The following is a 23,467-nucleotide window of genomic DNA, read 5'->3' as shown; positions in this document are numbered from 1 at the left end:
TAGTGGCAACTTGAATAAGTTGCCACTATTTTTATTCAACTTCAAACTTTTTAACAAATCGTAGACAATAGTTGATAGAATTGATATGTATTTTTCAGTGATGTATAAATTTTTTTATAGTTGCTTTCTGCGATTTTAAACTGTTTGCTTAATTTCTTTTAATTGTACAATAATCGCTTGATCACGTTCAAAACGTTTTTGAAGCTTTTTAGTACATGCATTCAATTTGCCATGGTACCTACAAATGTGATAAAGTATCGTTAAGCATACGCCGCCGGAAGCAAGAGCAAGAAAGAAGGATGGTAATAACCATTCAACAGCCTTGATTACTTCAGGATTTTGGTTTAACTTCCATGCTAAATTTTGCGCTACTACTTTTTCATAGTCACTGGTTGTCATCTGATAATACGCAACATAATCAGTGTACAAATTCCCAGTTTTTTTAAATAAATTACCATTTTGGGTAGCTTGTCTTACTTTATCTGCAGCAATAGCATGAATAGTCCCTGTTAGCAGAGTAATGCTTCCAAAAAATCCCGCTGCTAATTTATTCAGAAAAGGCACAGTGCTGCGGACAGAAGTACTTTTACAAAGATCAATTTTAGCTTGTAGTACGTTTTTATGATCAAATAATAATTGAATATCACGATCAATAACTTCTGATAATGTTAGATCATTTTCTGCTAACGTAGCTGTATTGATGCGGTTGTGTTCATAGTTCGAATATAATTCTTTGCGAATTGCACGCTTTTCACTATCACTCATTGGGAGCATTGATGTTGTGCAACATACCATCACATTGATTGCTAATATCATATTTTTTTTATTCATAATCATCCTCATATAATTATAGTTAGTATTGCTTTGTGCAGCATACTTATAATTTTATATTTTTATTTCAAAATGTCAAAAAATCCCATAAAAGCGATATAAATATATAAACTATGCAGAAAAACCCATTAGCACAGCAAAGCAGGCATAAGAAGTATTGTTCGGGTTTTATTTTTTTTTAAGCATCGCGATGGTATTTTTTCTTGCAGTAAATTAATAAATATTTTTATTTTGTAAAAAAGTGTTTGCATGGGATGTAAACTAACGGTAAACTATATTTTATAGTTCCTGAAAATGTCTAATATTTAATGTACCATTTTTCTTAGAAATTATAGTCTATTGCGTCCGTAGCTCAGTTGGATAGAGCGACAGATTCCTAATCTGTAGGTCACAGGTTCAAGTCCTGTTGGACGCGCCATATTTATTCAAATTTTTTTTTAGTCAGTTTAGCAATGTTAAGCATCTGGTAAAGAATTTATCCTTTTAAATAACTTAAAATACCAAACATAAGCTCAATAAAAATTAAAATTATAATAAGTACAGAAAAAAGATCTTCTCGATTAGCATCAATTTTTTGTTGAAATACTGTTTGCACATCTTCGACAATGCGTAACTTTCTATCAATACCGTCATGCCAATTTTTTAGATCAAGTTTATCCGCAAGAAGATTATGAATTTCTGAATAATATGGTTCACCTGCAATTTTTATACTGCTCTCTAAGCGTTCGGTAATTACTGAAATATCAGCTTTTAATTTGCGTAGTTGGCCAACAGGATCGCTAAAAAATGTGCCAAAAAAGGGTAAATATGCGCCCCAGGACAATGTTGTTTCTTTTCGTTCATAAATAGTATTTATCTGGTGGTCAAGAAGTCGATCAAAAAAACGTAATTCAAGCTGTTGGATATTAGCAAATTCAAAAAGATCTATAATGTCGTCATAATCCTCTTCATAAACAAAAGCTGCATCAATATCAATGACAATTAAACTACCACGAAAATAGCCAATAGCAGAATCTAAAATTTCATTTTTTTGTACTTCCGATAATATTTCTGTTTCAAATCTGAGTGTGGACGCAATGGTGCTACCATATTCTTTTTGTAATTGAGGCAAATCAAGTGACATTGGCTGAGGGTCAACTTGGATAATAACATAGGAGGCACTTGTTTGAAAAAATTTTGGTTGAATGATAAAAGGTTCTATTTTTTGATAGATAGATTGTGCATCTTGAATGCTTTGCTGTTGATATTTATTGGCAAGTTCATTACAGTTAACGCGTAGATTTTCTAATGTATCGGTGAATGGTATTTTATAGGTTATTGAAACTGCTCCAAAGCTATGTATTTTATTGCCAATACATAGCGAATGATTATCTGAATGAGGAAGTTCAATAGCAACAGGGACATTATATTGTTTAAAATGTTTGGGTAATTGCAATGGTAGTTTAATAATAGTATCGGATTCTTCAATTTTTTGAAGATTAATATCTTCGCCAACGTCATATGCCCATAAGATAAGAATATTGCCTGAAAATATGTGATCACTTTTTTCTTTTTTTAATTCATTATTTTGCATAAGAGGATGCACAGATAGATCTCCTTTTTGTTCAAATATAGACGTGATTATTACTGAGCATAGCTAATATTGAAATATTGAGCAATGGGGATGATGTAAAAAAAAGGGCGTACCAATTAGGTATGCCCTTACATATTCATCTGCCTGTAGTTTTTTTTAGTAATTCCATCTAGAACGACGACCATACCGACCATCGTGTCTATAACGATCGTAGTCACCGGAGCTATTATAGTAATATTCACAATCTCTCGGACAATCTCCATCAGGACAATCATATTGCGTATCACATTCATAAAAACTTATACGATTGTATTGAGGAGAGTAATAGTAATCATACCACCACGGATAAAGATCCCAGAAGCCATACCATGGTGTCCAAAATCCATTATACCAATAATACGGCACACCGCCCCAAAACGAGGTTGCATAGAAACGATTTCCATGCCAGAATCCCCATGCCCTACGTCCGCCAGCGTTAAATGATTGAGGTAAGGCATTACGTGTGGTAGCACCGCCGCGTGGCGCTTGTGTAACTCGCGATTGTTGGGCAACTGCGCTATTAACTGCAGTTGGATTAGCTGCAGATTGTGTTTGAGCTGTTTGAGTCGCTGTACGTGCTGCCGCTACACTTGTTGGAGCTGTTTGAGCGGTTCGTGTCGTTGCTATACCACTGGTTCTCGCTGCCCCAGTAGTTGCAGCTGTTCCGGCTGTAGCTCTTGTTGATGTTGGAGTTGCGGCACCACTAGCAAGGTTGGTTCTTGCTACTGGCTGACTTGCTCTAGTTGCAGCTGAATTAGTTGCTGCAGAAGACCCGACAGCTGCAGAAGTACCAACAACTGCCGCTGTTCCTAGCGCTCCACCTCTACCATAATACCTAGATCCTGTTCCAGAAACATTAACATTAGTTGTTCGGCCGACATTTGCTCTTCCTGGGCCAACGCTCCTACCACCCGCACTACTGAAGCTTCTGCTGCCACCCATACCACCCATACTTCTACCACCGCCGCCCATGCTTCTGCCACCGCCACCGCCACCGTGACCTCCACCGCCACCGCCATGACCTCCACCACCTCCACCGCCTCGAGGTAATATATCTTGTGTTAATAATAATATACTTGCAAATATGCTCAGTACTAATGCACATTTTTTTTTATTCATAACTAATCCTCTTTTTTTAGTGATCATCAAAAGATAATAATTGATATTACTAAAAACGAGCTTTCACATGATGAAAAAGCTCGTTTTTAGAATAATTAAAAAATAACTGTATGTAGTTTTACATCTAGTTATAATTTTTAATTACCATTTTTTCTTTGATGTATTGTCTTGTTGTTTTTTGTCCTCGTGACTGCTGCTTTGATTTTTGTAGCCTTCATTGCTGTTCGTCATTTTTTTACTATCACAGCTTTTGTCATCACATGACTTTTGAGAACGTTCGTTTTGCTGATTAGGATTATAAGATTTTTGCGTTCCGCTTGTGGTGTTTTTGCTAAAAGGCTCATTTTTTGATCCATGAGACTTTTGTGTAGTTGATTCTTCTGATGTTTTGTTATGGATATCGTTTTGATATCCTTGATTATTTTTATGATTTTTCATAAAAATTCCTTTTTTTGAGAGTTTAGAGATATTTACTATAATATTTTATAATTCATCGTAAACCTTGTGTTTTAGTCACAACAATGGCCACCGGGTTTAGCATTGCAATTACAATTATTGCAACCACAACGGCATTCAGTGTTATCGCAAGAACTTTTTTTCGAATCATTATTGTCGAAGTACTTGTTCTTTTCTGTTAAACCATTATTCTGGCTATTTTTTTGTTGATTCGATGTAGTAGTATCATTGAGATGATTATTTTCTTTATGATTCTTCATAGTGATCCCTTTTATTTAGAATTAAGCAATATATTACTTTTTAAATATATTACAATAAGAAAATAAAAAGCAACCTTTTTTCTATTTTTTTTAATAAAAAACGTTGATAGGCTAATGTTTTTTGCTGAAAATAGCGTTCCCATGATAACAATTCAGTGGGCACATTGAATATTTATTTTTTAAGCAATGACAAGAATGCTTCTTGAGGTACTTCAACAGAACCGACTTGTTTCATTTTCTTTTTACCTTCCTTTTGTTTCTCAAGAAGTTTACGTTTACGTGAAACATCACCGCCATAGCATTTTGCTGTTACGTCTTTACGTAGGGGGGCAACTCGCTCACGAGCGATAATTTTGGTTCCAATAGCTGCTTGGATAATAACCTCAAACAGTTGTCGATGAATAACCTTTTGGAGGCGTTGAGTAAGATCTCTACCTATATAAAAAGCTCTATCGCGATGAATAATGATGGAAAGTGCATCAACAGGTTTACCATTAAGGAGTATATCCATCTTAACGAGGTCTGCAGGTTCATATCCGGAAAATTCATAATCAAAACTTGCATAGCCTGAGCTAAGACCCTTAAGTTCTCCATAAAATTCCATTGCAACTTCATTAAGTGGGAGTCGATATTTTAAGATAACTCGTGTATCATCAAGATAGGTAAGATTTTGCTGCTTACCTCGTTTTTCCTCACATAATTTGATGATGCTACCAAGATATTGTTGAGGGACAATGATCGTTGTATCAATCATTGGCTCAAGAATCTCATCAATATGGTTACGTTCAGGAAAGTCTGATGGGTTTTCAATATCAATGATTTTGCCTGTTCCAGCCATTTTTATTTGATAAAGCACGCTAGGAGCAGTAGCAATTACTGACAAATTATATTCTTGCTCTAAGCGTTGCTTAAATACTTCCATATGTAACATACCCAAAAATCCACACCTAAAACCAATGCCAAGCGCTGCAGATGTCTTTTTTTCAACCGATACGCTTGCATCATTAAGGGTTAATTTTTCAATCGCTTCTTCTAATAAACCAATTTCTTCAGTATCAACAGGAAATATTCCCGCAAATACCATTGGTTTAGCTGGTTTAAAGCCAGGAAATAATTCAACGGTTTTTTTATTATGATAAATAGTATCGCCAATTTGCGCCTCTTTAATGGTTTTCATACCAGTAATTAGATATCCTACTTGGCCAGCATAAAGCGCATTAGTTGCCGTTGGTTCTGGATACATCAGGCCAACTTCCAAAACTTCATAATGTGAGCTTGCTTGCGCAAGACATATTGTATCCCCTTTTTTGATGATGCCATCATGAAGTGCGATAAGACATACAACACCACGATACTCATCAAACCATGAGTCAAATAATAAAGCTCGTAATGGTTTATCCGCTGATACATGTAAACTCGGAATGTTTTCAATAACCGATTGAAAAATTTCTGTAATACCAATATTGGCTTTTGCTGATGCTCTGATTACTTCAGTTGGCTTAAAATCAAATAAATTCACAAATTGATTAGTAACTTTTTCAGGATCAGCATTAGGTAAGTCAATTTTATTAATAACCGGAATAATAGTTAAACCCTGTTCAAATGCGAGATAAAAATTTGCCATGGTTTGTGCCTGCACTCCTTGAGCAGCATCAATAAGTAATAAAGCACCTTGGCATGCATAAAGTGAACGTGAAACTTCATAAGTAAAATCAACATGACCTGGTGTATCAATAAGATTAAGTAAATATTTTATCCCTTTATATTCATAAAACATGGAAGCCGTTTGCGCCTTAACGGTAATACCCCGTTCACGTTCTACCTGAAGTTTGTCTAAAAATTGTTCTTTTTTTTGGCGTTCGGTGATGGTTCCTGATACTTCCAACAATCTATCAGATAAGGTGGATTTACCATGATCGATATGGGCAATTATTGAAAAATTTCTAATCCTATCAGGAGTGAATTCTTGTAAATTGGGAATGCGGTGGCTCATGTATTTCTCATTCTATATTTTATTGGTGTTTTTTAAAGGGAAAAACCTTAGATTTAAGTATAAGGAGATACCGTTTATTTGTAAATTTTTGTACTGATTTTTTAGAAGTTATTTTGTATGTAGCTTATAGCAATATTTTAAAGATGCTTTAGTAGTATACATTGTTACATAATGAACAGCTTAAACAAAAAAATTAAAAAGCGTAGGATAATAGTTTTTTAACTGTTTTTTGTGTATAAATTGACCAATCTGCAAACTTACTGATTAATGCATTCACTGGATGGACAATAAGTCTATTTTTAGGTTCTCTTTTGCTTTTACTTTATCATTTTTGACGAAAATATGCTTGTTGAGCGCAGAATATCATATAGTTAGACGAGAGGTTATATTTCTATTTGACAGTATTTAAAAATAACGATAAAATAATAATAAACAGTTAAATGGCTTATAAATTAAGGGTTTTTATGAAAAAATTATTATTTATTATTGCAATTATGATGGGTATTGCGCATGAGTCGAGCGCAATGATTCTTAAAAACGAAAACGGTCAATATAGATTAGCATTATATAGTGACCCTTGTTGTAATACCGTAAAGCCATCACCCGCATTACCTTTAATAAAGTTACACTATGATAAATGGTTTTTGTTTTTCAGTAAGCAAACAATGGTTCCTGCATGGAGTCATGTGACGGAAGAGGTGAATCGTCAAGGCGGAGGCAAGGCACTGAAAAGTAAAATTTTGGATAAAAATGAACAGTTTGATGGCGCTATACGTAAAATTGGTAATCCTAAGATGACTTATAGTTATGATGACAAAGGAAATATTCTTAAGAGACAAAAGTCAAGTATAGATAAAAAAAATATTACCACTGCAAAAACAAGGCTTAATCAATGGTATCAAATCTTGAAAGAAAAACAACCAAATGGCGGAATAAGCAAATCGTCATATAACGATCATAAAGAATATTATGAATCATATTATCTACATCAAAATCTTATAGCTGAAATAAAAAATAATGATAGTGTGGCATTGAATATTTGGTACGCTTTTTTTAAAAACAAAGATTTAGAATGGGCTAAAGGATTAGAGAATGATTATAAAGCATTGATTAATACGGCAAATTCTCACAAAAAAATAAACAATAAAAATTCAGAAGGGTTAAAAGAAATCAATAATGCAGAAAATCAGGCGTTTGTTGAACATCGTGAGTCATTATATATGTTAAAGGCGGTAATGCAAAAAAACCTTGAAAATACTTTTATATTGACAATGTTAAAGGCGGTGATGCAAAAAAACCTTGAAAATGCTTTTATACTGACAATGCCTATTAATACTATCAAAAAATATCAAGAATCAATCAAAACTTTAGATGATGAAATTCAAAATTTTGAACAGTCAATTAATCGTTATGCATTTACAAGATCATGCGTACCTAATGGGGGCTATTTGATTCCTATTAAATATATTAACGAACTTGCATCAGATTTTAAAAAAAATATCACTACTGATACAAATAAAAAAAATATTAACTATTATTACAAAGTAGATGATCTTAAATCAAAACTTCAAGACCAAATTAAGAATAATGATGAAGATGCCGTTCTTTTAAAGGATACAACAGATCAACTTATATTACAACTAAACAATAAAATAAACAAAGATAGAACTGAGGCCACAAAAAACAATATATATTATATTGAAAAAACAAAAGTTGATGGTGTTGTATCAACTTTAAAAAGTAATATATCCACACCAAAAAAAAATAAAAATAAAAAAGATATTTTGTATTATCAACTTCGAGAAGCTCGCCAACAAATAAACCTATCTGATGATACTACAAGGTGTTAAGGATCACCATTCATTTTTAAGTATCAAATATTTGTATGAAAACGACAGAAAAATTAATTTTTAAAAAACTTTCTATCGTTTTTTTATTATGATATAGCATATTTATATGATCTGGAAAATGATAATAGCATTAGGAGTTTGTGGTGAACAAGAAAATTAGTTTTTTATTGTTGGTCTTTATTACATCATGGAGTTATGCAAGTGAAAAACGTGAATTAGCTATAAGTTGTTATTCTTGTCAAAACAAACGGCCTTATCAAGAAGATAGATTTTATCATGGTAAAGTTAAAGGTGGCAATTTTTATGCTGTGTATGATGGTCATGGTAGTAAGGATGGTTATCAGATAGCACAATTTTTGTCAGAAAATTTGCATACTTTTTTTAGTGAATCAACCGGATTTATTGCAGAAAAAATGAACACGGCCTTTGAGTACGCTGATTCTTGCGATTTTGTAAAACAAAATAAATTTAGTGGCTCAACAGCATCCGTTGTGTTTATTAAAGATAATGTTGCTCATTTTGCACATGTAGGAGATTCGCGTGCGGTATTAGAATGCGATGGTAGCGTCATGTTTTTTACCAGTGACCATAAGCCTAATAGAGCCGATGAATATGTCCGGATAGAAGATGCAGGGGCGAAAGTTTATAATAAGCGTGTTAATGGCTGTCTTGCTGTATCACGCGCGATTGGTGATTGGAATTTAGATAAAAATGCTATTATTGCCAAGCCAGAATACCAACAAATATTGTTAACGAAAGAAAATAAATTTTTGGTTATGGCAACTGATGGTTTATGGGATGTTATGAGTAATAAAGAAATAATTGATCTGATCATGGAGTTATACACTACAAAAAAAGATATGCGCGGGATTGCTAAAATATTAACCTCGGCTGCGATAGAAAAGGGATCTGCTGATAACATAACGGTGATGGTAATTGATTTGTTGTCGTGATTAACATAATCAAATAGATAAATCTTATTTTATTTTTCCTAATGATACTACACGGTGTTAAGGGGCACAATTCATCTTTTAAATATCAAAATTTGTATAAAAAAAACGATAGAAAAATTAATTTTTCTATCGTTTTTTTATTATGATATAACATATTTATATGATCTGGAAAATGATAATAGCATTAGGAGTCTGTGGTGAATAAAAAAATTAGTTTTTTATTGTTGGTCTTTATTACATCATGGAGTTATGCAAGTGAAAAACGTAAATTAGTTATAAGTCGTTATTCTTGTCAAAATAAAAAGCCTTCTCAAGAAGATAGATTTTATCACGATAACGTTAATGGTGGCAGTTTTTATGCCTTATATGATGGCCATGGTAGAGATGATGGTTATAAAGTAGCACATTTTTTGTCAGAAAATTTGCATGCTTTTTTTAGCGAATCAATCGGATCTATTGAAGAAAAAATGAACACGGCGTTTGTATATGCTGATTCTTGCGATTTTGTAAAACAAAATAAATTTAGAGGCTCAACAGTATCCGTTGTGTTTATTAAAGATGATGTTGCTCATTTTGCACATGTAGGAGATTCGCGTGCGGTATTAGAGCACCAAGGTAGTGTTTGCTTTTTTACTAGTGATCATAAGCTTACGAGAGATGATGAATATGATCGCATAGAAAAGGCGGGTGTATCAGTCTATTGGGGACGTATTAATGACTATCTTGCCGTATCACGCGCAATTGGTGATTGGGGTTTAGATAAAAATGCTATTATTGCCAAGCCTGAATACAAACAAATAGTGTTAACGGAAGAAAATAGATTTTTAGTTCTGGCAACTTATGGTTTGTGGGATGTTATGGATAATGAAGAGATAATTGATATGATCATGAATTTCCACGCTATACAAAAAAATATCTGTGGGATTGCTAAAACATTAGCATTGGCCGCAATAAAAAAAGGATCTTCTGATAATATAACTGTAATGGTGATTGATTTATGTCGTGATTAACATAATCAAATAGATAAATCTTATTTTATTTTTCCTATCAAGTAACGTAGAATGGAAACAAACAAAGGAATTCATGAAGCCCATTCAACGTTTCAAAAAAATAATTATTATTGCGTTCGTTTTATCTTTACTCTTACATGTAGGAAGTATTATCTATATTTTTTGGCAAAAAAATAATGGATATATTAAAAACCATATCAAAAACGATGAAAATGAGCTGCAAAAAAAGATAAGGAAAGAAGATATCTGGGCGGAGACAAAAGCACGTTCAGGGTCGCCGAGCGCTCAAGTATTATTTCAAGATGAACCAGAACATACTGAATCGCCACAAGAAGAAACATTGCCTTTACAAGAAAAGATAACAATTCAAAATAGACCTGAAGATTCAACAATTTTGACCACACCATTACCGGAAATGCACATTACCACAGATACCTCAATTAAGCCTTCATCACCTACACAATTTCCTACAAAAAAACCTGGCTATCAAACCCCGCCAGCTCCAATTAAAAAACAACCATTGTCACTTGCGCAGCTAACACAAGGATTTCTTAATCATAATCATAATGAAGGAAAACATAGAATAAATGTACTTGGTAAAAAAAATAGCACCCCAAGTGATGAGCAAATTAAACATGAACGTTACTTGCAAAGGTTAAGCTTGTGTCTACAAAATTCATTTAATATAAATAGCTATAATTGCCCTATATCGTTGCCAAAGGATACAATTGTACATGTTTTTCTTGCTCTCAACAGAGATGGCACCATTAAGCAGTTGCACATTACTCAAACATCAGGAGATAGGAATTTAGATGCTTTTACACTTTTAGTATTTCGTGAGGCCGGTGGCTCATTTCCGCCCGTGCCAACATATTTGCCCTGCAATCCTTTCATTATTAACTATGTTGTCGGCGTAAATAGTATTGAGCGAAATAATATTACACTATATCGTCGATAATCAAAATTATTCACCTTCACATAATAAATATGATACGGTTTATGTAAACGTATAATCTATGCGGAGATAGTATGAAATATCATATGTATTATGTCTTATTAGTTATGGTCAGCTCTATATCATTCTTAATTTTTTGCACTGAAAAATTTAATGTTATACTAAAACCAAAATGGTATGATCTCGATCAAAATTGTACTAAAGTTGATGAATTTGGGGGCAAATGGATTCTTGCTGGTAGCATTACTTTTAAAAAAAGATGTAAAAATTCAATTTGCATAGAAACAATTTGTCTTCAATGGAATGGTGAATGTCTTGACAACCTTATTGCATCGCTTTATAAGAAAAACCTTGATAAAGATGTTTTTTTACCTATCGAAGAAAATTTAATATGTGATGGAACATGGAACAAAGACAAACAAACATTAGTACTAAACTTTAATGAAAAAGAAAATCTTGCCCCGACAACTGTCTTTTACCTTGTTCTTACTGTTCCTCAATCAATTGAGACCTTGTTAAAAAAGGGATCATTTTTTCTCGAAGAGCAATCTCTTCCAAAACCATTCAAAGAATGTGCTCATCATGAAAAATTATCTTTTATGATGAATGATGCAACAGCCAAAAAATATCATAAAAACTAACCTCATAATCCAATACATTGGTTATTATAATTTCGCACTAAGGAACCCCTTTTTTTTAGCATAAAGAGTAATTTTGTGCTATAATAAGAAAGTAAAATATCAATTTAGTTGTAAAATATAGTTTTAACTCTATGGATTATCATGAAATATTATAAAATTCTTGGTCTTGATTCATTGGCAACATTAGATGAAATTAAAGCTGCATATCGTGCTTTAGCTATGAAATATCATCCAGATCGTAACCCTGGTAATATCGTTGCCGAAGATAAATTTAAAGAGATTCAAAAAGCGTATGAAATACTTGAAGAAAGAAAACAGCTATTTACCCCTAAACTAGATGCTTTACGCTCAAAATCGAAGAAAACGTCTGTACAAGAAGAAAACTAATATGAGGTTCTGTAAATCTGGAGACTATTATGAATAAAACAGATTATTACAAAATTTTAGGTGTTGATAGCTCAGCAACGACAGATGATATTAAAACAGCATATCGTAAGCTTGCAATGAAATATCATCCTGACCGTAATCCAAACAATAAAACTGCCGAAGATAAATTTAAAGAAGCAACTGAAGCCTATGAAGTGCTTGGTGACACACAAAAACGCTCGCAGTATGATCAATTTGGTCATGCCGGCATGCATAATAATGGTATGGGTAGCGGACATGGACATTCAGGCAACATGAACATGGAAGATATCTTTGAAAATTTTGGTGATATTTTTGGATCTATGTTTGGTGGCGGCGCTGCTAAACATCGTCGCAAAAAAGGCCCTCAGCCGCAAGCTGGATTATCGCTAACGAAAGAACTAGAAATAACGCTTAAAGAAGCATTTCTAGGCACTAAAAAAGAAATTGCTTATCATCATTTCTTTACGTGTGACTCATGTAAAGGTTCTGGCGCACAGACAGGAACGTCTGCTCAAACTTGTACTACATGCAATGGCTCTGGTGAGATGCATTTCAAACAAGGCTTTTTTATGTATGCACAAGCATGCACTAGCTGTAATGGAAAAGGATTTATTATTCCTACTCCTTGTTCAACATGCAATGGCCAATCACGTGTTCAACGTTATGATAAATTCACTGTCAATATTCCGCATGGAATCTATGACAATGCAGAGCTACGTGTTAGTGAAAAAGCTGACGCTGGACTTTATGGTGGCCCTGCGGGAGATCTTTTTCTACATATCCGTGTAAAAGAAAATAAAGCATTTAAACGTGAACAAGATGATCTTGTATGTCATGTTATGCTTACTTATCCACAACTTACCCTCGGATGTCAGTTAGATATCGAAAGCATTGACGAAACAAAACATGCGATCAAAATTCCAAAAGGTTGTCCTGTCGGAGAAAAAATTGTTATTTCTGGTGAAGGATTTTATAAATTACGCGGTAAAGCTCGCGGTAATTTAATAATTATCACTCAGTGTTTCATTCCTCAAAAAATATCCGCTGAAGCAAAGAAAAAACTGCAAGAATATGCTGATGCTGTAGGCACACAAACCACTAATTCTGAAGGTTTTATTACAAGTTTTTTCAAAAAATTTTTAGGATAATGGCTAATCTTTATATTAAATAAACGTTCATACATATCAAAAAGTATGAGTGTTTATTTAATATTTTGAAACAAACAACTCTTCTTTTTGTAACATAATAATAAGAATTGATTTCTATCTAAAAAATATCATTAATAATGATAATATAACACTATAAAGAACAACAGTTTCGATTAAACTTTGAGCAAGTATACTGGTACGAGATAAAATATTATACGCATCTGGATTTTTACCAATCTGTGTGCATGCAGCAGCAGCGGTTGACCCTGAGCTTATCCCTGTTCCTAATGTTCCAAGTCCGGTACATAAACCAGCTGCCAAAAATATAATACCATCGATACCATCACTTGTTACCGTACTTGGTAAAACAAACAATAGAGTGATTGCAATGATTAAGCAAAAAATAATAGGTGTTTCAATAAGCGCTTGGCTAATAAAAGTAAATGAAAGTAGTTTGTCATAGGCTTTTGTATTTTTTCCTAGGCTATTAATTGCCGCTTGTGCAAATGTGCTAAGACCAATTGCTGGTCCAATACTACCAATACCAACTGCAAGACCACTTGCAATAAGTCGAAAACTATCATGCATGGTTACCGCTAAACCTGACTGTCTTTGAATAAAAAGAGAAACTAAAAACGCAGAAATCATAGGTGTTTGAATAAGCACTTGCGTCATAAGCATGAATCCAGAAATTCGATGTGCAAAAAAAGGTTGTCGAGCAACTGCATGGCAAGCTGCCTGAGCAGGAAATGCTGATGCAAACCCAATGGTAAGTCCAGTTATTCCCATTGCAAAAATAATGCCTACTTCAGAATAGTGTGAAAATATATTACTAATGTCAGTGTTAGTATACATTAATAAAAAAATTGAAATAAGCAAGCCAAGTATCGCAACTGTCTCTACTAATGTCATACCAATGATTGCTACGCGCATAATATCATTTTGCGCTGTTGGCTGTCGATCAATAGCGCAAAGCGCGCTCCAACTAATGAGTCCTTCACCGAGACCAACAGAAATTGAACTAATTGCTATGGATGTTGCTATGGCACCATAGTGTAGAAATTCAGGTGAAATATACATAGAAAATTATCCTTAAAATTAATGACCGCCTTCTTGTGTTCCTATAGAAAGGTAGGTAAGCGTTAACATTGCAAATACAAAAGCTTGTAATAACCCTTCAAATAACGTAAAAAATGCAACAATTAAGAAATTAGCTCCAGAAAAAAGCCCTAATAATTCCAAAATGATTGATCCGCGTATAGAACTAAAATAAAGTTTCGTAATAATTGCTCCGCCAAATATATTTCCAAACAAACGAAATGATATCGATATAATTGATGATAATTTACCAACAATATTCAAAGGAAGCATCACAAAAAATGGTTGAAAAAAATCTTTTATATATGAATATATACCACGTGATTTTATAGTAACCGTCTGAATATAAAGAAATGATATTGTTCCAAGGGCAATAGCAGTATTTAAGTCCCTCGTTGGTTCATCAAGGTATGGAACTAAAGACGCGGTATTGCAAAGCGCAATAAAAATAAAGAGAGAAGATGCAAATACGCAATGTGAATAAACAAAAGATCCAAGAGATTGTTTGGTAAGATCAATAAAAAACGAAACAATCTTAAGCAATATAAATCGACCAAGTGTTGTATAATGCAAAATATAATTAACAGAAGCAAGTAGTAATGCTAAAAAAATCATAATAATCCAGGTATGAATTATTATTTCGCTATTAATCGTAAATAATGGATGATCTTCATAACCTATCATTGAACCAAAAAACCATTGTGGTGTTTCGACTAATTCAGCGTTGTTCATAGTGTTATACTCTTATATTTACGTATAATATACCAAAAGGCTAAAGAAAAAGATATTAACACTAGTATAAGATCGATTGATGATGAGCGCAATACATATATGATACAAAATGCAAAAATAATACAACGAATACAAGAAAATAGCAGTGATGAAAAAAGGTAATAAAGTAGAGATACATGACCAAGAGATAAAGCTCTTCTTTGTTGTGCAACAAAGAAGAGCCCATAAACAGTTCCAATAATTAATCCAAGAATAATTGATATCATCGCTACCAGGATTTAATTAGATAGTTTTTTTAGTCCTTTATGTTTCCAATATTCGGACACAATTGATGTAGAACCGGTGATTACAATAACCCCATGGCGCTCATCAACAGTCTTTTGTGCAGCTTCAAGAGCTTCAGCAAAAGTTGATGTTGCTTTGGCTTTGATTTTTAAACTTTTAATATCATTAGTTATTTTTTCAACATCCCACGCCTTATTGCCTTTATGTCCAGGAACTGAATCTACTGGGCATACAATAACCTGACCTGATGTTTTTTTGAAAAAATAACGTAATAATTTAATAAATTCATGAATATTTAATTCTTCATTATTGCAACCAAGAATAATAGCAAGTCCCTTTAAAGGGCGTTTGTAATGAATAAGCCTTGTTCCAAGAAGCAAATTTCTAAATGCATCAAGATTTGCTGCTGGATCTAAAAGAATTGTTGGTTTTTCTTTATCTAATAATTGGAAATGACCAGGTAGTGTATTTAATGTTTCTTTCCAAAATTGTTCTATGGTGCGTTTTGGATTAAGTTCGGTTTGACGTTTCACCTCAAGAGTTGGTCTACCGCGCATACCTTTTTTCTTAGTTAGAAGACTGTTGGTAACTATAACTGCATCTTTATTGGCAAATGAATTAATATAGATTGAAGTAATTCGTTCTGCTAATGCAGCACATCTACCATGTAACTGTTCAAATGGGTATGCAAGTGGAGCAAGTTTGCGAATAGGCATTGCCCATTCAGCACTTTTTTCTGTGACGATATCTTGCATTGTTTGAAGATTAAGTTTGCTTTGGTCAGCAGATACAACAATCGACCCTGGTTTTACTATGTTTAAAATTTCTTGAATAAGCGCTTTATCTGTGCTTTTTGCATTTGGAGATGCCTGAGGGTCTATAATTCTTGTAACAGCTACAATTTTTGACGAACAAATATTGGTGGCGTCAGATTGATTGTTTTCATTAACTTCGAGAATGGCAATATCAACATTATTTTGTTTAAAATATGTAAGAGCCATCATAGTAAGTAATTCAAAGGAATTAAGAGTTAGATCAAGCTCTTCGGCAGCATTAATAATTTCATTACCAATATCAGTAAAAGTTTTATTAGATACAAGTTCATTGTTAAGAGAAAATCGTTCATTATATGTTAATATATGTGGAGCATAAAATGTACCGACAGTTAAACCTTCTTCTCGTAATAGACGCGTTGTAAAATGTGCGGTTAAACTTTTGCCGTTTGTACCAGCTATTATAATGGTTGGTACTTTTTGTGAAAGAGATCCAAGCGCTTTATCAAGCTGCTTAAGTGAGGAAAGAGCGGTATCTGTACGATTTGCTGTCCAATGTGTATCTAGATAGTCAACAACTTCATTGTAACTACGTTGTTTTCCTGTTACTTTAGATGTTGCGGTAGATTTCTGACCTGTAACATTTTTCATCGAATTTCTCCATCAATTAATGGTTATTTGGTATTAATTTGATATTCTTGCTTTGATTATTGTACTTGCTAATTATATTGATCAATTATTACATATTTTGTAATAAAAATTAGCCAGTTAGGCAAAAAACATTATTTACTTTTCATGATATATCATAATACAAAAATGTCAAACAAGAAATTATAATCTAGGTATTGTATCATTATTTACAAAAGAAAAAGGCTTTTATATGAGAAAATTATTATGGAGTAGTCCAAAAACAATAGATAAATTAGACAAAACATTACGCAATGGTTCTGTTATTTTAGCAGAAGGAGATACGGTTTTTGGCCTATTAGCTGATGTATCCGAAAAAGGACATGCTCGTCTTGATTATATTAAAAATCGATCAAATAAACCTTATTTAATTCTTGTACATGATATAAAAAAGGCATTAAATTTTATTGAAAAAGAGACCATCCATAATATTCAAATTGAAAAAATAATTAAAACGTGCTGGCCGGGACCTGTTACTCTTCTTTTTCCGGCTAAAAAATCTATTTCTAGCTATGCCAAATCTTCAAATGAAACTGTTGCTTTACGTATCCCAAATCATAAGGGATTATTACAATTATTATCTAGACGCGATGGTTTATTCTCAACAAGTGCTAATAAAAGCGGCGAATCAATTCCACATTCTCTTGAAGATGTTGATAAAGATATCATCAATAACATTACCAGCGTAGTAATTAATGATGATCATCATCACGGAACCAATCTACCTTCAACAATAATTGATTGCACACAAGAACAATTAGTCATTGTCCGTCACGGAAACTTTGATGCATCTAACCTAATAAAATAAAAAAAACAATTTTATACAATTTATATAATTATTCTATGAGAATAGCTCTTACGATTACGATACCCTCCTTTAATATAAACCATACAACCAATACAAGGAAAAAGAAGAAACATACAACCTAACGCTACCATCAAGGAAACCCCCTTAGGAGCTCCTGCCAATAGAAAAACTCCAAAAATCGTTCCGCCACCTATTATATCAAGAATAGCTAGCAAACCTGTTGCTATACATGGATTTCTAAAAACACATGGGTCGTGTGCATCAGTATAATAAATCGTCGTCTGCCTACCCTGCAAATAATCATTTATTATATTTTTATCCAGCCTACTAATCATCTCGCTTTCTTCAACAGAAATAATGGGTAAACAACAACTGTTATCTTCCATTAGTCTTAACACCAATTCACGCTCCTCTAAAGTTGATTTAAACAGAGAAGCTATTGACGTATTGTTGCCCGTTAACCGTTTTTGTATATCAGAATACACCGTAAATGCTTCTAAAATTGGCATTTTATAAAATAATTCTACAGCATTCCGATCTTCATCAAGCATATACTCAAGAATATTTTTTCGTATTTCTTCAGGTAACAATAAAGCAATACCATGCAGCGTAAGTAACTGCTCAGACATGTTGTTTATTAATTTAGTTCTGGCAAAAGAAGATAATTCATAATAGTTATCACCAATAGTAGAAAGTGATAATGAAGGTAATGTTTTTGTGTAATATTCTTTTGACTTCTCCATAACAGCCTGATGTGAAGGATTATTTTGTAATGATGGAATAAGTCCCATGGAATATAAACATGGTGATAGTGATAGAAAAAACAATTGCACAGCTATATGCTTCATATCGATTAAACCTTTTTTTTGTAAAAATCTATAAAGTTATTATTTGAGCATGCTTTTCTAGGTATAGTCCTTCCATGCACATTGTAGTCATACAACCACCGGAAGTGAAAAGACATAAACTAGACGAGGCCATAACATAAGCAGTTGCGTCAAGCATCCCGGTGCAAGCTGCTATTCCAAGTATAGTTCCTGAAAATGCTGTACCAACAACACCGAATAAACTTATTATAGCACAATGGCGCTTACAGCTAAATGTATTATACTTGTTATCAGCAAAAGTAATTATTTCCTTATTCTCCAAATAATTATGTTTTATATTTTCATTTAATTCATTGATTATATTATATTCTCCACAAGTAATAATTGGAGGGGAATACCACGACGGATGTGTTACTTTTAATATTAATTTACGTTCTTCTGAGGATAACTTAAATAAAGAAGCTATTGGTTTATTACTATTTCCCCAGTGATGTTTGATATCGACATACAAGTTAAATGCTTCTAAAATTGGCATTTTATAAAACAATTCTGCAGCATCCCGATCTTCATCAAGGATATACCCAAGAATATGTTTTCGTATTTCTTCAGGTAACAACAAAGTAATACCGTGCAGCATAAGTAACTCCTTAGACATTCGTTTAATTACTTTACGCCTGTCAACAATTGGCAATTCACAATACGTATTACCAAGGGTAGAAAGCGTTAACGTAGGTAATGTTTCAGAATAATATCGCTTTGATTGTTGAATAGAGGACTGAGATAAGGGATCTTTTTTTAATAATGGAATAAGTCCCATAGAATATGAACATATTGATAGTGATAAAAGAAACAATTGTACAGCTATACGCTTCACATTCATTAACCTTTTTTATAATTTTTTATATGAATACAGTACTTTTATATAAAAAATTACAGCTTTTGTACAGCTCTTACAATTGCAGCAACATCAATACCTTCCATCGTCAAAAGTTCTTCAGGAGAACCAGATCGAGGCAGACGGACGACTGCAAGAGAATGTATTGTAAAATTTTCATTACGTAATGCACTAACAATTGTTTCGCCAATACCACCTTCAGGATAATGATCTTCTACCGTTATTATTTTATTTTTTGATGCGTGAGCAACAGAAACAATCGTGGCAACATCAAGAGGTTTTATTGAATATAAATCAATAACAGAAATGAAAATATTTTTCTGAGCTAAAATGGCATACGCTTTTAATGATTCATGCAAGGTAATTCCTGCTGCTATTATACATGCAACGTCATTTTGTGATTGCCGCACTACTTTACAGCCACCAATAGGAAACAATTCATCATTGTCGTATAAGACAGGCGTTGCCATACGTGTTGTTCGTAAATAACTAATACCATCACCATATCGCGCCATTTGTTCAACAAGTTTATGCGTACTTACTGCATCAGATGGATACAAGACAATAGAATTAGGCAGACAACGCATCATTGCAATATCTTCTAAACCCATTTGTGAAGGACCATCCTGACCAATAGAAACACCACAATGCGAACCAACTAAGCGCAATGCAGCATTGCCAATTGCCGCCATACGAATTTGATCATGCGCTCGAGAAAAAAACGAACTAAAGGTAGAAATAAACGGAATTCTACCGCGACAATCAAAACCTACCCCCATACCAACCATATTTTGTTCCGCAATAAAACATTGAAAAAAGCGATCCGGATGAATGCTTTCAAAAATTTCTGCATAAGTTGAATTTTTTACTTCCGCATCAAGACTAACCACTGCATCGCATACATCACCTAATAACGCAAGCGCAGTGCCATATGCTTTGCGCGTTGCAATCATTTCACCTTTTGTATATTCAGATGATTCCATAATAATTATTGTTGTTGCGCCCGTATACGCAAGAGCCTTAGGATGAGGTCGTTCTACGTGCCATTCATCATTATCACTAGAATAGTGAACTGCTTGAGGAAAATTATGCTGTAGCTGCCCAAGAGCTTTTTCCTCTTGATCGCCAGTAAATGCTTTTCCATGAAATCCTTGCAATGCAGCAGCAAAATCAACGCCGTATCCTTTTATTGTTTTTGCAATAATCATTATTGGTTTATCAACAACATGATGTGTTTTACCAATAACATCTATTAAACTCTTAATACTATGACCATCAACTTCAAAAACATGCCACCCAAATGATTGGCAGATAGCAACATATCGATTAATATTATAATCAAGCATTGTTTCTGTGCTTTGACCAAGATTATTTACATCAATAAAACATATAAGATTATCAAGTTTATAATGTACTGCTAACTGCACTGCTTCCCACACACTTCCTTCAGATGATTCACTATCACCCATTACTACATAGGTGCGATAATCACGTTTATCAAGCTTTGCACACAATGCAATGCCAACCCCCACAGAAAGACCGATACCTAATGATCCGGTTGCAGTTTCTGCGTAAGCAAAACGTTTGGTTGGATGTCCTTCTAATGGAGAATTTATTTTTCTGTATGAAAGCATGTCTTTATCAGTTAACAAACCTAATTCACGCCATGCAGCATATAATAGTGGAGCAGCATGACCTTTTGATAAAATAAAACGATCATTATCAGGGTTTGTATAATGATATGGATCATAACGCATAGCATAAAAAAAAAGTACCGCAACAATATCTGCTGCGGATAAACATGAAGTAGTATGCCCTGAGCCGGCTTGTGCTGGTGCAATAATAGACCAACGACGTAAGCAATATGCCTTATGTTCAATAAATTCAATTAATTGAGATTCTTTCATTATTACTACCTACCATTAATCATTAGTCTTTAATCTTTATTAACCATACTTATAAAAAGTGATTAAGACATAGATTAAAAAATATGACATTAATTGCAAGCATTGTAGCACACTATGTATTTTGACTTTTTAAGCATCCTAGGGACAGAAAGGTGTTTTTTCTTACGTTCGTAAGTCGCATTTTCATCTAATTGTTTTTGAAAATAATTTTGTGATTAATTCACTAGATAGCATAAAAAAACTTTTAAAGAATTGCTGTGAAAATATGATATACTATTAATAAAACTATTTAATAAGGTAATTAATCATGAATAAGATAATTCTCTTTTATAAATATATTTCTATTGCTTATCCTCACCAAATCATGAAATGGCAACAGCAAATATGCATAAATTTAGAACTTGTTGGTAGAATTCTTATTAGCCATGAAGGTATTAATGGCACTTTAGCTGGATCGAAAAGCGATATTGCTAACTATATTAATCTTATGTCTAATCATGAATTATTTGGCGATATAGATTTTAAAGAAAGTGATGGCGATTCTACATGTTTTCCACGACTTTCTATTAAAGTACGCAATGAAGCTGTCTCTTTGGGTATCCCTTGTGATCAGTTAACAGCTGAGAATGGAGGACAACATCTTACACCTCAAGAAACACATCAGCTCATTACTAATGCTCCAGAAGATCTTATTATTTTTGATGCTCGTAATATGTATGAATGGGAGATTGGCCGATTTAATAACGCAGTTACTCCTCACATTAAAAATTTTAGAGATTTGCCAAAATATCTTGATGATAATAGTGATATGTTTAAAGATAAACAAGTATTAATGTATTGTACTGGCGGCATTCGTTGCGAACGAGCTAGTGCGTATCTTAATAAAAAAAATGTAGCTAAAAAAATATATCAAATTAAAGGCGGTATACATCGCTATGCAGAACAATATCCAGATGGGTTTTTTCGCGGTAAAAACTATGTTTTTGATGGCCGTATTGCGGTAAAAATTACTGATGATGTTCTAAGCACATGTACATTGTGTACAAAATCATGCGATGATTATCACAATTGTCTCAATGCAAGATGCAATAAACATTTCATTTGTTGCGCTGATTGTAGAGAACGATATAATAAAACCTGTAGCAAAGAATGTGACATACTTATTTCAGAAAATAAGACAATGCTGAGGCCAGCATTTAATAAAATTAATTTGTTATATAAAGAATAAATCATGCATACAACATTATCACCAAGCCCGCTAATATATTTACATTCCTTAGTTATTCAAACTAACATACCTCTTGCAGATAAAAATTGGTTTGGAACTGGTGGCTCCGCGCACTTTTATTGTGAGCCAAAAACTTCTCAACAATTTCAAGAAGCAATTCTGTATGCAAATGCTCATAATCTGGATATTTTTATCTTAGGACAAGGCGCTAATATTCTTATCAGTGATGAAGGCTTTAATGGTCTAGTTATTCGTCCATTTTTGACAAACATTGAAATTATTGCAAGAAATTTAGACAATAGTGTCTTAATTAAAGCTGGTGCTGGTGTTACAATGCCTGATCTCATCAACTATTGTCTTGATAATAATTTTGTTGGACTTGAAGAATTTAGTGGAATTCCAGGCACTGTTGGCGGATCTGTTTATATCAACCTTCATTATTTTGAGTTTTTACTTGCTAATTTTCTTATTTCTGCAGAAATTTTACACAAAAAAAATGGCACACTTCATACGGTTGACGCTCAATGGTTCAGTTTCGGGTACAACAACTCAGAACTACATAAAAAAGATTACTTTTTAGTAAATGCAACATTTAAGCTACGATCGGCGGATGAATCGCAGGTTGCTTTTGCCAAAGGACGCAAAGCGGAAATAATTCGTCATCGCGCACATCGTTATCCACAGGCACGCACCTGTGGTAGTTTTTTTAGAAATTTTTTTGATAATGAAATAACTTTGGAAATCGAAGGTAAAAAAATAATTTTTGTTGCTTATTATCTTGATAAAATTGGAATTAAGGGAAGCTTATGTAGCGGTGATGCAATTGTTTCTCGACAGCATGCAAATATGATTATTAATAGTGGTAATGCTACGAGTAATGACATTATTAATGTTGCATATCAGATGCAAGAGCTGATGAGTGCTACTTTTAATATTATACCGCAACCCGAATGCCAGTTAATTGGCTTTAAAACATATCCATTGTTATAAA

Annotated in this window: 23 protein-coding genes and 1 tRNA gene; 11 read left to right on the top strand and 13 right to left on the bottom strand. The window is 33.3% G+C overall.

The window, feature by feature from the left end; all coding sequences use genetic code 11:
* Window positions 1–135: 135 nt before the first annotated feature.
* Window positions 136–831 (bottom strand): hypothetical protein, encoded by a 696-nt coding sequence (locus tag VLB80_00870; protein HSC24756.1) that lies wholly within the window; start codon window positions 829–831, stop codon window positions 136–138.
* Window positions 832–1,172: 341 nt separating this feature from the next.
* Here VLB80_00870 and VLB80_00865 point away from each other — a divergent pair.
* Window positions 1,173–1,249 (top strand) — tRNA-Arg (locus VLB80_00865).
* 57 nt (window positions 1,250–1,306) lie between these two features.
* Here the strand turns inward: VLB80_00865 and VLB80_00860 are convergent.
* The 5 genes from VLB80_00860 to lepA form a co-directional block, all read right to left on the bottom strand.
* Window positions 1,307–2,416 (bottom strand): hypothetical protein, encoded by a 1,110-nt coding sequence (locus tag VLB80_00860; protein ID HSC24755.1) that lies wholly within the window; start codon window positions 2,414–2,416, stop codon window positions 1,307–1,309.
* Between the two features lie 144 nt (window positions 2,417–2,560).
* Window positions 2,561–3,562, bottom strand: coding sequence for a hypothetical protein (locus VLB80_00855; protein ID HSC24754.1), 1,002 nt, complete (start codon window positions 3,560–3,562; stop codon window positions 2,561–2,563).
* Window positions 3,563–3,703: 141 nt separating this feature from the next.
* Complete coding sequence (locus tag VLB80_00850) at window positions 3,704–4,000, bottom strand: hypothetical protein (protein HSC24753.1); 297 nt, start codon at window positions 3,998–4,000, stop codon at window positions 3,704–3,706.
* A 71-nt stretch (window positions 4,001–4,071) separates the two neighbouring features.
* On the bottom strand, window positions 4,072–4,278 hold the full coding sequence (locus tag VLB80_00845; protein HSC24752.1) for a hypothetical protein: 207 nt from the start codon (window positions 4,276–4,278) through the stop codon (window positions 4,072–4,074).
* Between the two features lie 172 nt (window positions 4,279–4,450).
* Window positions 4,451–6,271 (bottom strand): translation elongation factor 4, encoded by a 1,821-nt coding sequence (gene lepA, locus VLB80_00840; protein HSC24751.1) that lies wholly within the window; start codon window positions 6,269–6,271, stop codon window positions 4,451–4,453.
* A 464-nt stretch (window positions 6,272–6,735) separates the two neighbouring features.
* Between lepA and VLB80_00835 the strand changes: the two genes are divergently transcribed.
* From VLB80_00835 to dnaJ, 7 genes are all read left to right on the top strand, one after another.
* Entirely contained in the window at window positions 6,736–8,121 is a 1,386-nt protein-coding gene (locus VLB80_00835) for a hypothetical protein (protein ID HSC24750.1), read from the top strand.
* Window positions 8,122–8,264: 143 nt separating this feature from the next.
* Window positions 8,265–9,074: a PP2C family protein-serine/threonine phosphatase gene (locus VLB80_00830; GenBank protein HSC24749.1), complete on the top strand. Its 810-nt coding sequence runs from the start codon at window positions 8,265–8,267 to the stop codon at window positions 9,072–9,074.
* A gap of 197 nt (window positions 9,075–9,271) precedes the next feature.
* Window positions 9,272–10,084 carry a PP2C family protein-serine/threonine phosphatase gene (locus tag VLB80_00825; protein HSC24748.1) on the top strand — a complete coding sequence of 271 codons (813 nt, stop codon included), beginning with the start codon at window positions 9,272–9,274 and terminating at the stop codon, window positions 10,082–10,084.
* Between the two features lie 73 nt (window positions 10,085–10,157).
* On the top strand, window positions 10,158–11,042 hold the full coding sequence (locus VLB80_00820; GenBank protein HSC24747.1) for a hypothetical protein: 885 nt from the start codon (window positions 10,158–10,160) through the stop codon (window positions 11,040–11,042).
* 71 nt (window positions 11,043–11,113) lie between these two features.
* Complete coding sequence (locus tag VLB80_00815; protein HSC24746.1) at window positions 11,114–11,680, top strand: hypothetical protein; 567 nt, start codon at window positions 11,114–11,116, stop codon at window positions 11,678–11,680.
* A 141-nt stretch (window positions 11,681–11,821) separates the two neighbouring features.
* The gene (locus VLB80_00810) at window positions 11,822–12,067 is read left to right on the top strand and encodes a DnaJ domain-containing protein (protein ID HSC24745.1); all 246 of its coding nucleotides are present in this window, start codon (window positions 11,822–11,824) and stop codon (window positions 12,065–12,067) included.
* Window positions 12,068–12,096: 29 nt separating this feature from the next.
* Window positions 12,097–13,236, top strand: a complete 1,140-nt coding sequence (dnaJ, locus tag VLB80_00805) for a molecular chaperone DnaJ (GenBank protein HSC24744.1) — start codon at window positions 12,097–12,099, stop codon at window positions 13,234–13,236.
* A gap of 114 nt (window positions 13,237–13,350) precedes the next feature.
* Here the strand turns inward: dnaJ and VLB80_00800 are convergent, their stop codons facing one another.
* The 4 genes from VLB80_00800 to VLB80_00785 are packed head-to-tail and all read right to left on the bottom strand — an operon-like array spanning window position 13,351 to window position 16,775.
* Window positions 13,351–14,316, bottom strand: coding sequence for an ATP synthase F0 subunit C (locus VLB80_00800; GenBank protein ID HSC24743.1), 966 nt, complete (start codon window positions 14,314–14,316; stop codon window positions 13,351–13,353).
* 18 nt (window positions 14,317–14,334) lie between these two features.
* A complete protein-coding gene (locus VLB80_00795; GenBank protein HSC24742.1) occupies window positions 14,335–15,066 on the bottom strand; it encodes a FoF1 ATP synthase subunit a in 732 nt (243 codons plus the stop codon).
* Window positions 15,063–15,332: a hypothetical protein gene (locus VLB80_00790; protein ID HSC24741.1), complete on the bottom strand. Its 270-nt coding sequence runs from the start codon at window positions 15,330–15,332 to the stop codon at window positions 15,063–15,065. Before VLB80_00790 ends, VLB80_00795 begins: the two co-directional genes overlap by 4 nt.
* A gap of 12 nt (window positions 15,333–15,344) precedes the next feature.
* Window positions 15,345–16,775, bottom strand: a complete 1,431-nt coding sequence (locus VLB80_00785) for a hypothetical protein (protein HSC24740.1) — start codon at window positions 16,773–16,775, stop codon at window positions 15,345–15,347.
* A 229-nt stretch (window positions 16,776–17,004) separates the two neighbouring features.
* Between VLB80_00785 and VLB80_00780 the strand changes: the two genes are divergently transcribed.
* Window positions 17,005–17,619: an L-threonylcarbamoyladenylate synthase gene (locus VLB80_00780; protein ID HSC24739.1), complete on the top strand. Its 615-nt coding sequence runs from the start codon at window positions 17,005–17,007 to the stop codon at window positions 17,617–17,619.
* A gap of 20 nt (window positions 17,620–17,639) precedes the next feature.
* On the opposite strand, the gene VLB80_00775 is transcribed toward VLB80_00780, so the two are convergent.
* From VLB80_00775 to VLB80_00765, 3 genes are read right to left on the bottom strand one after another with little or no spacing between them, the layout of a single operon-like run.
* Window positions 17,640–18,467: a hypothetical protein gene (locus VLB80_00775; GenBank protein HSC24738.1), complete on the bottom strand. Its 828-nt coding sequence runs from the start codon at window positions 18,465–18,467 to the stop codon at window positions 17,640–17,642.
* 28 nt (window positions 18,468–18,495) lie between these two features.
* Window positions 18,496–19,320 carry a hypothetical protein gene (locus VLB80_00770; protein HSC24737.1) on the bottom strand — a complete coding sequence of 275 codons (825 nt, stop codon included), beginning with the start codon at window positions 19,318–19,320 and terminating at the stop codon, window positions 18,496–18,498.
* A gap of 56 nt (window positions 19,321–19,376) precedes the next feature.
* Entirely contained in the window at window positions 19,377–21,248 is a 1,872-nt protein-coding gene (locus tag VLB80_00765; GenBank protein ID HSC24736.1) for a transketolase, read from the bottom strand.
* Window positions 21,249–21,555: 307 nt separating this feature from the next.
* Here VLB80_00765 and VLB80_00760 point away from each other — a divergent pair, with 307 nt between their 5' ends.
* Entirely contained in the window at window positions 21,556–22,476 is a 921-nt protein-coding gene (locus VLB80_00760; protein HSC24735.1) for a rhodanese-related sulfurtransferase, read from the top strand.
* 3 nt (window positions 22,477–22,479) lie between these two features.
* Window positions 22,480–23,466: a UDP-N-acetylmuramate dehydrogenase gene (murB, locus tag VLB80_00755; protein HSC24734.1), complete on the top strand. Its 987-nt coding sequence runs from the start codon at window positions 22,480–22,482 to the stop codon at window positions 23,464–23,466.
* Window position 23,467: the final 1 nt, after the last annotated feature.

Source organism: Candidatus Babeliales bacterium (genome assembly GCA_035455925.1).
Taxonomy (GTDB): domain Bacteria; phylum Babelota; class Babeliae; order Babelales; family Vermiphilaceae; genus SOIL31.
The sequence above is the reverse complement of the archived record's forward strand: the minus strand, read 5'-3'. Positions and strand labels throughout refer to the sequence as shown.

Bases quoted from the DNA above. Each gene is read 5' to 3' on its own strand.
- VLB80_00870 (HSC24756.1), bottom strand. From the start codon at position 831: ATGAATAAAAAAAATATGATATTAGCAATCAATGTGATGGTATGTTGC.
- VLB80_00855 (HSC24754.1), bottom strand. From the start codon at position 3,562: ATGAATAAAAAAAAATGTGCATTAGTACTGAGCATATTTGCAAGTATA.
- VLB80_00850 (HSC24753.1), bottom strand. From the start codon at position 4,000: ATGAAAAATCATAAAAATAATCAAGGATATCAAAACGATATCCATAAC.
- VLB80_00845 (HSC24752.1), bottom strand. From the start codon at position 4,278: ATGAAGAATCATAAAGAAAATAATCATCTCAATGATACTACTACATCG.
- lepA (HSC24751.1), bottom strand. From the start codon at position 6,271: ATGAGCCACCGCATTCCCAATTTACAAGAATTCACTCCTGATAGGATT.
- VLB80_00835 (HSC24750.1), top strand. From the start codon at position 6,736: ATGAAAAAATTATTATTTATTATTGCAATTATGATGGGTATTGCGCAT.
- VLB80_00820 (HSC24747.1), top strand. From the start codon at position 10,158: ATGAAGCCCATTCAACGTTTCAAAAAAATAATTATTATTGCGTTCGTT.
- VLB80_00815 (HSC24746.1), top strand. From the start codon at position 11,114: ATGAAATATCATATGTATTATGTCTTATTAGTTATGGTCAGCTCTATA.
- VLB80_00810 (HSC24745.1), top strand. From the start codon at position 11,822: ATGAAATATTATAAAATTCTTGGTCTTGATTCATTGGCAACATTAGAT.
- dnaJ (HSC24744.1), top strand. From the start codon at position 12,097: ATGAATAAAACAGATTATTACAAAATTTTAGGTGTTGATAGCTCAGCA.
- VLB80_00800 (HSC24743.1), bottom strand. From the start codon at position 14,316: ATGTATATTTCACCTGAATTTCTACACTATGGTGCCATAGCAACATCC.
- VLB80_00795 (HSC24742.1), bottom strand. From the start codon at position 15,066: ATGAACAACGCTGAATTAGTCGAAACACCACAATGGTTTTTTGGTTCA.
- VLB80_00790 (HSC24741.1), bottom strand. From the start codon at position 15,332: ATGATATCAATTATTCTTGGATTAATTATTGGAACTGTTTATGGGCTC.
- VLB80_00785 (HSC24740.1), bottom strand. From the start codon at position 16,775: ATGAAAAATGTTACAGGTCAGAAATCTACCGCAACATCTAAAGTAACA.
- VLB80_00780 (HSC24739.1), top strand. From the start codon at position 17,005: ATGAGAAAATTATTATGGAGTAGTCCAAAAACAATAGATAAATTAGAC.
- VLB80_00775 (HSC24738.1), bottom strand. From the start codon at position 18,467: ATGAAGCATATAGCTGTGCAATTGTTTTTTCTATCACTATCACCATGT.
- VLB80_00765 (HSC24736.1), bottom strand. From the start codon at position 21,248: ATGAAAGAATCTCAATTAATTGAATTTATTGAACATAAGGCATATTGC.
- VLB80_00760 (HSC24735.1), top strand. From the start codon at position 21,556: ATGAATAAGATAATTCTCTTTTATAAATATATTTCTATTGCTTATCCT.
- murB (HSC24734.1), top strand. From the start codon at position 22,480: ATGCATACAACATTATCACCAAGCCCGCTAATATATTTACATTCCTTA.